The organism is Clostridium hydrogenum (assembly GCF_021432385.1).
Lineage (GTDB): Bacteria > Bacillota > Clostridia > Clostridiales > Clostridiaceae > Clostridium_S > Clostridium_S hydrogenum.
On the sequence record NZ_JAEACT010000005.1, the window covers coordinates 23,633 to 37,147 of the forward strand.

Genomic DNA, 13,515 nt, shown 5'->3' on the forward strand with positions numbered 1-13,515 from the left:
CTACGAGTATCTCGAAATCTTAAATAAAATTAATAAACCTAAGTGGCAAATTTTCCGATAAAATAGTTCATTAAAAAAATTATTATAAATAAAAAAATATGTGTCAAGCATTTTTGAAAATGTCCTAAAAAGTTTTAATTATTAGCACCAGTTTTTGCTGGTGCTTTATTAATGGTCTGACTCTATTTTAAGGTATGGCAAATAAACCTTAAAAATCTTCGATTTTTAAGAAAATAGATTTATAAATTTATGCTATGCTTTCCTTTTGCCTATGAGCTTGCTTACTACAATACTGTTCAAATGAAGCCTGCTTCCAAGGATGACTCATAGGTGGTATGTAGCGTTTCTTTGGAACTTTTGTAGTTTGTGCAAGATCAAAGTTCTTTGACGAGGGAACATGATCTGGAAGCAATTCAAGGGCATAAATTTTTTCGTTAACAGAAAATAATAATTCATTGTTAAACGCATTTATAACTAATCCGGAGGTTCCCTTATGATAATATACAGGGTGTCCATTAGTATCTACAGGAAGATAATATCTTTTATTGTATTTTACACAACTTCCGCTGTCTATTTTCCTACCAGCAAGCACAGCAAGAGTTAAATTGATTTTTTCAATATTGGGTTGCGTTTCAAACACAGATTTGATATTATCAACAGGTAAAGCAAATCGAGCATTGAATTTTTTTATGTAGGAGTTTAAAAATTCATTTGCTTGCTCAATTGTGCTTATACCAGATAAACGCAGTTCTATAGGGAGCCGCGATTGTAGAGTTTCAAACATGCGTTCCACACGTCCTTTTGCTTGTGGAACGCTACTGGTTTTTATTTCAATTCCTAATTGCTTACATGCGTAACCAAATTGAGTAAATGTGTCATCTTCTATTGAAGATGACTTTTTCATTTTGTATTCGAAAACAGTACGTTTATCAGTGTAAAACATATAAGGAATGCCATAAGTAGTTAATATCTGATAAAGCACATGATAATAGCCATTAAGGGTTTCTTGATTATCAAAATAAGCACCTACAATTGATCCAGTAGCATCATCCACAGCTATATGAAGCTGTGTTTTATTTTCACCAAACCAAAGATGAACAGAAGCATCCATTTGAAGCATTTCACCAAAATAAGCACATCTAGGACGTCTAGGATGAGCATCTTCTATATCAAGGATAGTATTTTGAATGGTAGTGGCTTCTTTTTTTGATTTAGTATCTTTTTGTAAGTCTCTAAGCTTGTTACACAAAGCTTTTTTAGAAGAACGCTTTGCCTTAGGGGATAGGATGAATTCCTGTAAAAGGATAGAACGTATAGTTGTTGCTGAGACTTTTATTTCTTCCCTTTCTTCTAAGAGCTCAGAAAAATGTGTTAGATTTGCATCTTCATATTTTGTTTTGTATAAATCTATAATATCTTTTTTTACTGAATCATCTATAGTATGAGATGGCTTTTTTCCACAATTGCCATGAACAAAAAAAGCTTTTCCTTTTTCTTTATACCCATTAATCATTCTGTTGATATGTCTAACAGTGCACCCTAACTCAATTGCTGCTCTCTGCTTGCTACCGTTACTATCTATTAACTTCTTAATAACTTTATATTTTAATTCTTCATTCATTTTTAAATACACCTTTCTCATTATGTCCTCCTCATTTCTAGCAATGAGGTTTATTATACTATAAATTTTATTTTTTGGGACATAATCAAATGTGGTACACTAAGACATTATCACTTTTCAATCATAAAAAATTATTATAAATAAAAAAATATGTTGACAATGTTCTTAAATAATGATACAATATAATCTGTCGTGGAAAGATGGTCGAGTTGGTTTAAGGCACCGGTCTTGAAAACCGGCGTGCGGGCGACCGCACCTAGGGTTCGAATCCCTATCTTTCCGCCATATTTTTATATTATTTATTATAAAAGTAGAGCACATGGAGAAGTACTCAAGTGGTTGAAGAGGTGCCCTTGCTAAGGGTATAGGTCGGGTAACCGGCGCGAGGGTTCGAACCCCTCCTTCTCCGCCAAAATAGCTGTTAATGTAACAGCTATTTTTTTTATGTTTGTTTTTTGAATATTACTGGCATTTTATCATTCTCATTTCTTCAATAGGTTCACTAAGCTTTAATATCTTTTTTATAAAAAAATTTTTATAAATATATTGACAGTTAGTTTTATTACTGATATAATTTTATTGTTGTTTACGTGGAAAGATGGTCGAGTTGGTTTAAGGCACCGGTCTTGAAAACCGGCGTGCGGGCGACCGCACCTAGGGTTCGAATCCCTATCTTTCCGCCATATTTTTATATATTTAATTATAAAAGTAGAGCACATGGAGAAGTACTCAAGTGGTTGAAGAGGTGCCCTTGCTAAGGGTATAGGTCGGGTAACCGGCGCGAGGGTTCGAACCCCTCCTTCTCCGCCATAAAACACCTTTAAATGGGTGTTTTATTTTTTAAAGATTATTTGATTTTTATGCATTATTGTGATAATATGGTTATGGTCAATTTAATAAGTATATGCGATAGTACCTCAACTGGATAGAGGACTCGGCTACGAACCGAGGCGCTGCGGGTTCAAGTCCTGCCTGTCGCACCATAAATAAAAAAGATTTTCTGAATTAATTCAGAAAATCTTTTTTTATTTATGTTGTCAAGTTGACTTGACAACAAGTAAAAATATAATATAATTAGTGTAAAGCGTACTTGACAGGAGGTAAGTATATACTTGAAGAACAAAGTGAAAGAGTATAGAGAAAAATGTGGATTTACGCAGGGGCAATTAGCTGAAAATGTAGATGTGTCACGTCAAACAGTAAATTCATTAGAAAACGGAAAATATAATCCATCTATTTTTTTGGCACATAAACTTGCAAAAATATTTGATGTAGCAATTGAAGATTTATTTATTTTTGAGGAGGATGATTAAATGGATTTGTTAATAATTTTTATTGGTATAGTGTTATTTGTAGCAAGTATAGTTTTAAAACAATATATTTTGTTTATGGTGGCATTTTTAGTTATAGTATTTAATGATTTTGTGCGAATAACTATTATTCAAAAAAAGAAGGATGAACGTGTAGAACTTATTAAAATGAAAACTGATGGAATTACCTATTTCTCTACTTTAGGTTTGCTTGTTGTTTTTATAAATATTAGTGCTAAAACACCTAACTTATTTGGAAGTGTTTCACACTCGTTATGTATTGTTTTTATAACTATTTGCTTAATACATTCTATTGCACTATCTGTTTTTAATAGAAAATACTAAAAGGCAAGGGGGAGGATTTTTATGGGAAATTTTTTTGATTCAATTTACGATACGTTCAGTGAAACAGATACGGAAAATATGAAAAAAATAGCTAATCGAATTGGTGGTCAGTTTAAGAGTGCGGGTGCACTTAAAGGACAGCAGATTTCAGTAGAATATAGAGGGCTAAAAATCATTTATGATATTGTAACAATCAGCAAGGGCAATAATGTGGATACTCGGATTAAGGTTGAATTTAAATCTTCATCCAATTATCATATTGTTATGAATACGAAAATGTGGTTGAATTTTTACATTAATATATATGGATGGAGAGCTGCTTGTGAGATACTAAAATATAAAAAAGTATTTCTAAATAAAGAAGCGGCTAGTAAGGTTAGCATAAGAGGAACAGATGAAGAATTGACATCAAATATTTTCGATGAAAAAGTATTAAGAAATTTAAAATATTCTGATATTCATACGTTTCAAATTCACTGCGATGGACAATCAGGGAAATTATATTCCATGATGAGCGGTGGTATTGAGCATATAGATAGTTTCCTAAAACTTCACAAAACAATTTGCTATTTAATTGATAATATGGAGGCTCAAAAGATTATTGATAGTAGCTTGTAAATAAAAAGTATTGACTCTAACATTGTGTCATAGTGTAATATTGAAATTGCAGATAACAAGTTTATACTGGCAAATTACAATTTTTAGAGCAGAGTACAGATGACAGAGTACAGAGTACAGTGAATGATGATTTACCTTTCGCTTCTCTAAGGTAAATCTTAAACTTAATGTTGTCAGCTTCGCTGAACGCCATGTATGGTGCCATTGCGTAGCAATAAAAAAATAAGTTTTGAGATTTTTCGCAGTGTTAACGGAGAAAAATCATCCTTCGTTGTACTCTGTACTCTGTGTTAAATTGTAATTTATCAGAATATATTTTGTATTTAAAATTTCTATATTTTAAGTTGATATAGATAAAGTTGGGGTGAAGTTATGAGAACGGTAAAACAAGTTTCGGATTTAACAGGAATAAGTGTACGTATGCTGCATCATTACGATAAGATTGGACTATTAAAACCAACTAAATTAACAGAGGCAGGTTATAGGCTTTATGATGATGAGGCACTTGAAATTCTGCAGCAAATTTTGTTTTTTAAAGAACTTGATTTGCCGCTTAAGCAAATTAAGCAAATAGTAACTAGCCCCAATTTTGATAAGATGAAGGCACTAGAAAGTCATAAAAAGCTAATTGTTTTAAAGAGAGATAGATTGAATGGCTTGATAGAGCTTATAAATAAAACTTTAGGAGGAGATAACACCATGAGTTTTAAAGAGTTTGACATGAGTGAGTATTACAATGTATGGAGAGAATACTTAAGAAAAAATAAAAACTTTGATGAATTAGCTAAATTTGAACAAGCTATTGAAAAAAGGAAAGTGGCAGATGAAACTAAGACTGCTAAAAATATTATAAAGCAGTATGGAAGTATGGAAAAGGCAGTTGAAGTAATGAGAAAAAATTTAAATGATAGTACACATATAAAAAGAAAAGAAAACTATGAGAAATTTGAAAATGATTTTTTATATGATAAGAATGTAAAATTAAATGAGCTATATAAAAGAATTACAGCTGATTTAACTAAGATACCTTCTTCAAATGAATTTCAACAAATTGCTGAAGAAATAACGGATACAGTGAAAAGAGACTATGAAATTTTTAAAACCAGTAGAAGTAAAGGGGATAGTCTTTGGTATCATATGATGACAAAATTAAATTCAAGGTGGGCAGAAATAATTGATAACAAATATGGAAGTGGTGCAGCTAAGTTTATTGAAGAAGTCTTTAAAATTTATTTGAAAGATAAAAAACCTAAGCTAGATAAATTATATGACAAGCTTGCAGGTGACTTAAGTAAAAATCCTGCTTCAGAAGAAATTCAAAAAATTGTAGAGGAAATAGCAACTGAAACTAAAAGTAATGTTGAATTTTACAAAGGGGATACAGGATTAAACTATAAGGGATTTTTCTCTGTTATGGCTGATGTTTATTTATCAAATGCTAATAAAGGTATAAATAGTGAGTATTACACTGTAGATAAAAAGTATGGCGAGGGTGCAGCTAAGTTTATTGGAGAAGCATTTAAATTTTATTCTGAAGGTAGCAATTAATAAATTAAAAATATTAGTAATGAAATGGTATAAATAACTTATGGGCTTTCTAAGATTAGCTTAGAAAACTCATTTTTATTTTTTGTAAAAGTATTGACCATAACATTGTGTCATAGTGTAATATGAAATTGAAAATAACAATTTTATGCTGACAAATTACAATTTGAAAAACAAAGTACAAAGTACAAAGTACAGAGTACAAAGAAGGATAATTTACCTTTCGTTTTACTCAGGCAAATCTTAAACTTAAATGGTATCAGCTTCGCTGGGTACCATGTATGGCGCGATTGCGCAGCAATAAAAAAATAAGTTTTCAGATTTTTCATAGTGTTAGCGGAGAAAAATCGTCCTTCATTGTACTTTGTACTTTGGCTTCTCCTCGATAAATTGTAATTTATCAGAATACATTTTGTATTTAAAATTTCTATATTTTAAGTTGATATATATAAAATTGGGGTGAAGTTATGAGAACGGTAAAACAAGTTTCGGATTTAACAGGAATAAGTGTACGTATGCTGCATCATTACGATAAGATTGGACTATTAAAGCCAACTAAATTAACAGAGGCAGGTTATAGGCTTTATGATGATGAGGCACTTGAAATTCTGCAGCAAATTTTGTTTTTTAAAGAACTTGATTTGCCGCTTAAGCAAATTAAGCAAATAGTAACTAGCCCCAATTTTGATAAGATGAAGGCACTAGAAAGTCATAAAAAGCTAATTGTTTTAAAGAGAGATAGATTGAATGGCTTGATAGAGCTTTTAAATAAAACTTTAGGAGGAGATAACACCATGAGTTTTAAAGAGTTTGACATGAGTGAGTATTACAATGTGTTAGAAGAATTTAAGAAAGAAAATAAGGATAAAGTCATTAGGCAGTGGGGTAGTATAGAAAAGTTCGATGACTTTATTGAAAAAATTAAAGCAAAAGAAAGTAAGATTGCTAAAGGCGCTATAAAACAATACGGAAGTATAAAAGAATATGCTGAAGCTATAAAAAACAATTTAAATAATGATGTTTTAATGATTAAAGCAGAGCAAATTGATAAGTTTAAAAAGGATTGTTTTTATGATACGAATCCAGAGTTAAAAGAACTATATAAAAAACTTACAGCTGACTTAAATAAGAATCCAGCTTCAGAGGAAATTCAGCAAATTGCAGGTGAAATAACGAATGTAGCTAAAAGAGATTATGAGGTTTTTAATGATGAGATGGGGGATGATTATTGGCTTACTGTGGTACGACTTTATTCAAACTTTCCTGAGGGGTTAGAAAAAATCGACAAGGAAAATGGTGGAGTTGGTATGGCATGGATAGATGAAAGGTATGGTGAAGGGGCAGCTAAGTTTATTGGAAAAGCTTTAAAAATTTATTTAGGTGATTATGAACCTAAAATGGAAACGCTATATAAGAAACTTGCTGCCGATTTAACTAAAGATCCTACATCAAGGGAAATTCAACAGATTGTTTTTGAAATAGAAAATGAAAACCGAAAAATAAGTGAATCATTGAAAGTTGATAACGGAAAAAATTACTTTGGATATGTGGCTGAGTCTTATTTATCAAATCCAGCATATATAAAATTCACAGATAAGAGATACGGCGAGGGTGCAGCTAAGTTTATTGGAGAAGCATTTAAATTTTATTCTGAAAATAACAAATGAATAGTAATATATGGCAGTATGTAGTTTTGTTTAGAAGCAAAATTATGTACTGCTTTTTTATTTGTATAGTTAATATAAAAGTTTTTAAATCCTTATAAAATCCTTATAAATTCATAATATATTACATCATATAGAAATGTGAAATAAGGAGAGGATAGAAATCATGTCAAATTATATTCTAGAGACTAAAAATTTGTGTAGAAAATTTAAAAATCAGAAGGCAGTAAACAATGTGTCTATTTCTATTGAAAAGGATTCTGTATATGGACTTTTAGGACCAAATGGAGCTGGAAAATCTACTACTTTAAAAATGATTACAGGAATGCTTAGGCCAAATTCAGGGGAAATAATATTTAATGGACATCCATGGAGTAGAAAAGATCTTTTAGATATAGGAACATTAATTGAAGCACCGCCTTTATATGAAAATCTTACTGCAAGAGAAAATTTAAAAGTTCGTACCACTTTGTTTAACCTACCAGATTCTCGTATTGATGAGGTACTTAAAATTGTAGATTTAAAAGGAACCGGGAAGAAACGTTCAGGACAATTTTCACTAGGAATGAAACAGCGTCTTGGTATAGCTATTGCACTTTTAAATAATCCCAAACTGTTAATATTGGATGAGCCAACTAATGGACTTGATCCTATGGGGATACAGGAATTGCGTGAATTAATTCGCTCATTTCCAAGCCAAGGAATTACAGTTATATTATCGAGTCATTATTTAGCTGAAGTTGAACAAATTGCAGATCATATTGGAATTATCGCTGGTGGGGTACTTGGATACCAGAATAAAATTGCAAAAGGACAAGAACTTGAAAAATTATTTATGCAAGTAGTAAAGGAGAATAGAATTGGAAATGAGTAATATGATTAATTGTGTGGTAGCTGAATACAGGAAATTTAAAAGAACATTTATAAAAAACTTGTCATGGGTTGCACCAGCTTTTATAATGCTACTTTGCATTGGTCTAGGAGTTGATGATGCATTTCAAAGAGGTAGTTATAATTGGTGGTATACTATATTATTACCTATTACTATTGCGCTTATTTGCGGTGGTGTAATTAATAAAGATAGAAAAAAATTAAAATATCATGCCATTTTTAGCCTTCCTGTTAGTCTTGATAAGTTATGGGTTTATAAAATTATAGTTTGTATATGGTTTTATTTTATATCATGTATTGTTATGTTTATAGGAACAACAATTGGAGGGTTTATATTTGGAAAGACAATTTCAATAGGAGCCAATATTGAAGGTTCAATTCTTCTTTTTATAACTGTTTTATGGCAAATTCCATTGTGCCTTTTTTTTACAGATAGAATTGGTGTAGGCAGTGCAATTTTTATTAATTGGGGATGTACAATTGTGGGAACAATTTTAGCAGATTCGGCTAATTGGATTAAATTTCCGCATGCTATACCAGTCAGGTTAATGTGTTCGGTAATGGGAATACTCCCAAATGGACTTCCAGTTCCAAAGAGTAGTCCATTAATGGATAAAAGTGTGATTATGCCTGGTGTCCTAATTTCCATCATATTGTTTTTTATTCTTACAGTAATAACTGCAATACTTTTTCGTAAAAGGGAGGTAAGGTAGAAAATGAATTTTTTTCGCTTTGTTAAATCAGATTTTATAAAGCTTAAAAGAACCAATATGTTACTTATACACTTTTTAGCTCCAGCTGTAGGAATAGCAGTTTTCCTTGGATACTATGAATATTCTAGCGTAAATCCAATATCTAAGGTAAGCAATTTTTTAATGGTAGCAGCATTTATTTTCCCAGTTTTGATTTCAGTTATATGTTCTATGGTTGTAGACCAAGAAGCTTTAGCGGGAAATTTTCAACAAATGTTAAATTGTGAGATAAAGCCACTTCCGTTTTTTAGTAAGCTAGTAGTGGTTAATTTAATGGGGGTTATTGCGGTTTTATTTTTAATATGTGGTTTTGGTTTGGGGTTTATACATATTTTAAATAAAACCACGTTTGGACTATCATATTATTTATGTACAGCTTTAATCTTATTTTCAAGCAGTATATTTATATATATTTTGCATATTATTATAAGCCTTAAGTTTGGAGGTATACAATCTATATCAGTAGGAGCAGCAGAAGGACTTTTATCTGTTCTATTTGATACAGGCTTAGGGGATGGAAGATGGCAGTTTGTTCCATGTACTTGGGGAACACGGTTTTTAAGTGCTTTTAATAAGTTTATGCTAAAAGAAACAAGTAGTTCAAAAAACATTTCAGAGCTTCATTTGGCAATTTTGCTTTGCATCACTTCAACAATCGCCATTATTGTATTAGGAACTATATGGTTTAATCACTGGGAAGGAAGAAAGATAGAGAGTAACTGAGTTGATGGGCTTTTAACTTTGGAATATACTTATGGTGAGGTGAGAAAATGTCAAATATATTAGCTGTTGATGATGATAAGTCGGTATTAATACTGATAAAAAATATATTGCAGAAGGACGGACACATTGTTACAACTATTTCTAATCCAAATGAGATTTTAGAATATCAGCTTGGTGGGTTTGAAATGATTTTATTAGACATTATGATGAAAGATTTAGATGGATTTACTATTTGTAAGTGTATTCGAAATCAAGTTGATTGTCCCATATTGTTTCTTACAGCAAAATCTATGGAAAATGATATTATGTACGGATTAGGTTTAGGAGCCGACGATTACATATTAAAGCCTTTTGGTGCTGGTGAGCTTCGGGCACGAGTTAATGCTCATTTAAGGCGAGAAAATCGGCCTAAAAGGCAAGTACTCTGTTTTGGAAACATTCATTTTAATCTTTCAGGAAAGCAAATAACAATCAATGAAGAAGTAGTTTCATTAACTAAGGGTGAATATGAAATTTGTGAGTTCCTTGCCAATAACCGTGGACAAGTATTTTCAAAGGAGAGGATGTATGAAGCTATTTTTGGATTTAATGGGGAAAGTGATGCCTCTGCAATAGTTGAACATATTAAAAATATAAGAGCGAAGTTGGCAAAATTTCAGGTTTCTCCTATTGAAACGATTTGGGGGATTGGATACAAATGGATATAAAGAAACAGGTGAAATTGCGAACTATATTCATTAAGTACTTGTGTATATTTTGCGTAAGTACTATTTTAGTTATATCGGCAGTGTTAATGATTGTTTTGATTATTATACCAAGTTTGTCGAAACCACAAGGGCTACTTCCAGCCAACTATGCCCAAGAGAGGGTGTTAGTTTTAAAGGATAAAATTCAAAAATCTAAAAAAGTAACTTCTGATATGATACCAGATTTATTTAAATATGCAGTATATAATAATGATGGAGAGAAGATTTCTGGAAATTTAAGTATAGGAGTTTCTAGAAAAGCGTGGTTGTTGCTTAAAAGTAGTGAAAATGGCAGTGATTTTTTTCATTATTATCTAAAAATATCGAGAAAAAATGAGGTTTGTATTCTACAATATTCTATATCCATGGAATTTGCATCACCTATACTTAGAAAAATTTTGCCAACACCATGGGTAATTATAATTGTTTTATTTTGTATTGCATTTGTTTTAGAAATAATCATGCTAACCCGTAATTTCAGTAAGAAGTTTAATGAAAAAATGAGCAGTTTGCAAAATGCAACAGATAAAATAAAAAATCAAGATTTGGATTTTAATATAGAGTCAAGTGGTATTTTTGAAATAGATAATGTACTAGTTTCTATAGACAAAATGAAAGAAGCCTTGAAGGCTAGCATGAAAAAAGAGTGGGATTTAGAGCAAACGCGGCGTGAGCAAATTTCTGCATTAGCACATGATATAAAAACTCCTTTAACCATTGTAAGAGGAAATGCAGATTTACTTTGTGAAACTAGTCAAAGCGATGAACAAAAAGAGTATACAGGTTATATAATGAAAAGTATTTACGATATGGAACAATATATTAAGACACTAATTGAAATTTCAAAGGCACAAATTGAATACGCTATAAATAAGGAAAATATTGATACTAAAAAATATATAGATGAGATTTATAATCATATAAACGCACTAATATCCATTAAAAAATTGAAACTGGATTTTAAAGTTAATAATTTGCCAAATAATTTTGAGGCTGATTTTAATTTATTGAAAAGGGCTATTATGAATATAGTGTCAAATGCAGTAGAATGCTCTAAGGAATGCTGTAAACTAGAGTTTATTGTAGATAGTACAGAAGAATATATTAAATTTTGTGTTGTAGACTATGGAACAGGTTTTTCAAAGGAAGCCTTAAAAAGAGCGTCAGAACAGTTTTATATGGGAGATAGCAGTAGAGTTTCAAAACATCATCATGGAATGGGACTATATATTACTAAATCAATTGTTGAGTTTCATAATGGTAAACTTAAAATTGCAAATTCTGAAGTTAGTGGTGGAGGAGAGGTAACGATTGAAATTCCTATATGAGGTTAACAATTGATATGCTATAATAAAAAATAATACTTATGGAGAATATAAAAATACAGGAGGATAACAAATGATTCTTTCAGGAAAAGAAATAAAAAATAGATTGGGAAAAGAAATAAAAATAGAACCTTATAGCGAAAGTCAGCTTAACCCTAATAGCTATAATTTAAGATTACATAATGAACTTCTTGTTTATGATGAAGAAGTTTTAGATATGAAAAAGGAAAACAAAGCAAGTAGAATAATTATACCAGAGGAAGGTTTAGTCTTAGAGCCTAGGAGATTATATCTTGGAAGGACTGTGGAATATACAGAAACAGATAAATATGTTCCAATGCTTGAAGGAAGATCGTCTATTGGTAGGCTTGGTCTTTTTATTCACGTAACAGCTGGCTTTGGAGATGTTGGGTTTAAGGGATATTGGACACTTGAAATTTTCTGTGTTCAGCCAATAAAGATTTATCCAGGAGTTGAACTTTGTCAGATATACTATCATGATATAGATGGTGAGTACGATAAGTATTCCAGTGGTAAATATCAAAATAATACAGGTATTCAGCCAAGTCTTCTTTACAAGGATTTTGAAAAATAGATTTTAATGTTTTACATGATTTACCGATATGATATAATTTTAATAATGTAAATTATGGAAGGGGATTCGTTATGAAAGAAGAAATACTAAAAAAATATGCAGAATTAGTAGTAAAAGTTGGGGTTAATATTCAAAAGAATCAAGCCCTTGTAATAAATTCACCTATTGAGTGTGCGGATTTTACAAGATTAGTAGCAGAGGTGGCATACAAGGCAGGAGCAAGAGAGGTTCAAATAAATTGGAAAGATGATAAGCTTACAAGAATAAAATATTTAAATGCCCCAGAAGAAATTTTTGAGGAATATCCTGATTGGCAGAAAGAATTTTTTGTATCATATGCTAAAAAGGGAGCAGCATTTTTAAGTATAGCGGCATCAGATCCTGAGGCACTTAAAGGTGTAAATCCAGATAGAATGGTAAAGGCAGATAAAGCAGCTAATTCAGCCATAAAAGAATATGTGGATAGGTTAATGAGTGATAAAAATCCTTGGTGTGTCGTTTCAATGCCTACAAAACAATGGGCAAAAAAAGTATTCCCTAATTGCACAGAGGAAGAAGCTGTTGAAAAGCTAGGGGAGGCTATAACTGAAACTGTAAGGCTTAATGAAAAGGATCCTGTAAGCGCATGGATGAAACATAAAGATAATATGATTAAAAGTGCGGGATTTTTAAATAAAAATAACTTTAAATATCTTCACTATAAAAATTCATTAGGAACAGATTTAAAAATAGAATTACCTAAAAATCATTTATGGTTAGCAGCATCATCAAGGACTCCTGAGGGCATAGAGTTTATTCCTAATATGCCAACAGAAGAGGTATTTACTATGCCTAAAAGGGATGGAGTAAATGGAAAGGTGGTAAGCTCAAAGCCTTTAAATTATAATGGTAATTTAATTGAAAATTTCTCATTGACATTTAAGGATGGAAGAGTAATTGAATATACAGCAGAAAAAGGCTGCGAAAATTTAAAAAGTCTCATAGAAACAGATGACGGTTCACATTATCTTGGCGAGGTTGCGTTAGTTCCATATGACTCACCAATTTCAAATTCAAATATATTATTTTATAATACTTTATTTGATGAAAATGCTTCCTGCCATTTAGCACTTGGAAAAGCTTATCCAACATGCATAAAAGATGGAGAGAAGATGCCCGAGGAAGAACTTAAGACTTCAGGAGCAAATGATTCTATAACACATGAAGATTTTATGGTAGGAACAAGTGATCTTAGCATAATAGGAATTACGGAAGATGGAAAAGAAGTAACTGTTTTTGAGAATGGAAACTTTGCTATTTAAAGACAATGAACAATGAAGGTTGATTTATCTTCCTTCATTGTTCATTGTGCATCGTGAACTGTGAATCGATTTAAATTGA

The 13,515-nt window shown here is 31.2% G+C and carries 13 protein-coding genes and 5 tRNA genes; 17 read left to right on the forward strand and 1 reads right to left on the reverse strand.

Features of this window, described 5'->3' with window-relative positions:
* Positions 1–247: 247 nt before the first annotated feature.
* The gene (locus CUEA01_RS23620) at positions 248–1,621 is read right to left on the reverse strand and encodes an ISNCY family transposase (RefSeq protein ID WP_456237147.1); all 1,374 of its coding nucleotides are present in this window, start codon (positions 1,619–1,621) and stop codon (positions 248–250) included.
* Between the two features lie 194 nt (positions 1,622–1,815).
* On the opposite strand from CUEA01_RS23620, the gene CUEA01_RS23625 reads away from it, so the two are divergent.
* The 17 genes from CUEA01_RS23625 (at position 1,816) to CUEA01_RS23705 (ending at position 13,436) form a co-directional block, all read left to right on the forward strand.
* Positions 1,816–1,906: transfer RNA gene (locus CUEA01_RS23625), tRNA-Ser, on the forward strand.
* 36 nt (positions 1,907–1,942) lie between these two features.
* Positions 1,943–2,033, forward strand: a tRNA-Ser gene (locus CUEA01_RS23630).
* A 180-nt stretch (positions 2,034–2,213) separates the two neighbouring features.
* Positions 2,214–2,304 (forward strand) — tRNA-Ser (locus CUEA01_RS23635).
* A 36-nt stretch (positions 2,305–2,340) separates the two neighbouring features.
* A tRNA-Ser gene (locus CUEA01_RS23640) sits at positions 2,341–2,431 on the forward strand.
* A gap of 96 nt (positions 2,432–2,527) precedes the next feature.
* Positions 2,528–2,604: transfer RNA gene (locus tag CUEA01_RS23645), tRNA-Arg, on the forward strand.
* 129 nt (positions 2,605–2,733) lie between these two features.
* Complete coding sequence (locus CUEA01_RS23650) at positions 2,734–2,934, forward strand: helix-turn-helix transcriptional regulator (protein WP_234124819.1); 201 nt, start codon at positions 2,734–2,736, stop codon at positions 2,932–2,934.
* On the forward strand, positions 2,935–3,276 hold the full coding sequence (locus tag CUEA01_RS23655) for a hypothetical protein (RefSeq protein ID WP_234124820.1): 342 nt from the start codon (positions 2,935–2,937) through the stop codon (positions 3,274–3,276).
* A 21-nt stretch (positions 3,277–3,297) separates the two neighbouring features.
* On the forward strand, positions 3,298–3,894 hold the full coding sequence (locus tag CUEA01_RS23660) for a hypothetical protein (RefSeq protein WP_234124821.1): 597 nt from the start codon (positions 3,298–3,300) through the stop codon (positions 3,892–3,894).
* Positions 3,895–4,266: 372 nt separating this feature from the next.
* Positions 4,267–5,442 (forward strand): MerR family transcriptional regulator, encoded by a 1,176-nt coding sequence (locus CUEA01_RS23665; protein ID WP_234124822.1) that lies wholly within the window; start codon positions 4,267–4,269, stop codon positions 5,440–5,442.
* 464 nt (positions 5,443–5,906) lie between these two features.
* Positions 5,907–7,106 (forward strand): MerR family transcriptional regulator, encoded by a 1,200-nt coding sequence (locus CUEA01_RS23670; RefSeq protein ID WP_234124823.1) that lies wholly within the window; start codon positions 5,907–5,909, stop codon positions 7,104–7,106.
* Positions 7,107–7,269: 163 nt separating this feature from the next.
* Positions 7,270–7,977, forward strand: a complete 708-nt coding sequence (locus CUEA01_RS23675; protein WP_234124824.1) for a lantibiotic protection ABC transporter ATP-binding protein — start codon at positions 7,270–7,272, stop codon at positions 7,975–7,977.
* Positions 7,970–8,707, forward strand: a complete 738-nt coding sequence (locus CUEA01_RS23680) for a lantibiotic immunity ABC transporter MutE/EpiE family permease subunit (protein WP_234124825.1) — start codon at positions 7,970–7,972, stop codon at positions 8,705–8,707. Before CUEA01_RS23675 ends, CUEA01_RS23680 begins: the two co-directional genes overlap by 8 nt.
* 3 nt (positions 8,708–8,710) lie before the next feature.
* Positions 8,711–9,469 (forward strand): lantibiotic immunity ABC transporter MutG family permease subunit, encoded by a 759-nt coding sequence (locus CUEA01_RS23685; RefSeq protein ID WP_234124827.1) that lies wholly within the window; start codon positions 8,711–8,713, stop codon positions 9,467–9,469.
* 47 nt (positions 9,470–9,516) lie between these two features.
* Positions 9,517–10,176, forward strand: coding sequence for a response regulator transcription factor (locus tag CUEA01_RS23690; protein ID WP_234124829.1), 660 nt, complete (start codon positions 9,517–9,519; stop codon positions 10,174–10,176).
* Positions 10,167–11,543, forward strand: coding sequence for a sensor histidine kinase (locus CUEA01_RS23695; protein ID WP_234124831.1), 1,377 nt, complete (start codon positions 10,167–10,169; stop codon positions 11,541–11,543). Before CUEA01_RS23690 ends, CUEA01_RS23695 begins: the two co-directional genes overlap by 10 nt.
* 70 nt (positions 11,544–11,613) lie before the next feature.
* A complete protein-coding gene (gene dcd / locus CUEA01_RS23700; RefSeq protein ID WP_234124833.1) occupies positions 11,614–12,135 on the forward strand; it encodes a dCTP deaminase in 522 nt (173 codons plus the stop codon).
* A 71-nt stretch (positions 12,136–12,206) separates the two neighbouring features.
* Positions 12,207–13,436, forward strand: a complete 1,230-nt coding sequence (locus tag CUEA01_RS23705; protein ID WP_234124835.1) for an aminopeptidase — start codon at positions 12,207–12,209, stop codon at positions 13,434–13,436.
* Positions 13,437–13,515 lie beyond the last annotated feature (79 nt).

Excerpts from the sequence above, each read along its gene's own strand:
- CUEA01_RS23620 (WP_456237147.1), bottom strand. The coding sequence starts at position 1,621 with ATGAATGAAGAATTAAAATATAAAGTTATTAAGAAGTTAATAGATAGT.
- CUEA01_RS23655 (WP_234124820.1), top strand. The coding sequence starts at position 2,935 with ATGGATTTGTTAATAATTTTTATTGGTATAGTGTTATTTGTAGCAAGT.
- CUEA01_RS23660 (WP_234124821.1), top strand. The coding sequence starts at position 3,298 with ATGGGAAATTTTTTTGATTCAATTTACGATACGTTCAGTGAAACAGAT.
- CUEA01_RS23665 (WP_234124822.1), top strand. The coding sequence starts at position 4,267 with ATGAGAACGGTAAAACAAGTTTCGGATTTAACAGGAATAAGTGTACGT.
- CUEA01_RS23670 (WP_234124823.1), top strand. The coding sequence starts at position 5,907 with ATGAGAACGGTAAAACAAGTTTCGGATTTAACAGGAATAAGTGTACGT.
- CUEA01_RS23675 (WP_234124824.1), top strand. The coding sequence starts at position 7,270 with ATGTCAAATTATATTCTAGAGACTAAAAATTTGTGTAGAAAATTTAAA.
- CUEA01_RS23680 (WP_234124825.1), top strand. The coding sequence starts at position 7,970 with ATGAGTAATATGATTAATTGTGTGGTAGCTGAATACAGGAAATTTAAA.
- CUEA01_RS23685 (WP_234124827.1), top strand. The coding sequence starts at position 8,711 with ATGAATTTTTTTCGCTTTGTTAAATCAGATTTTATAAAGCTTAAAAGA.
- CUEA01_RS23690 (WP_234124829.1), top strand. The coding sequence starts at position 9,517 with ATGTCAAATATATTAGCTGTTGATGATGATAAGTCGGTATTAATACTG.
- CUEA01_RS23695 (WP_234124831.1), top strand. The coding sequence starts at position 10,167 with ATGGATATAAAGAAACAGGTGAAATTGCGAACTATATTCATTAAGTAC.
- dcd (WP_234124833.1), top strand. The coding sequence starts at position 11,614 with ATGATTCTTTCAGGAAAAGAAATAAAAAATAGATTGGGAAAAGAAATA.
- CUEA01_RS23705 (WP_234124835.1), top strand. The coding sequence starts at position 12,207 with ATGAAAGAAGAAATACTAAAAAAATATGCAGAATTAGTAGTAAAAGTT.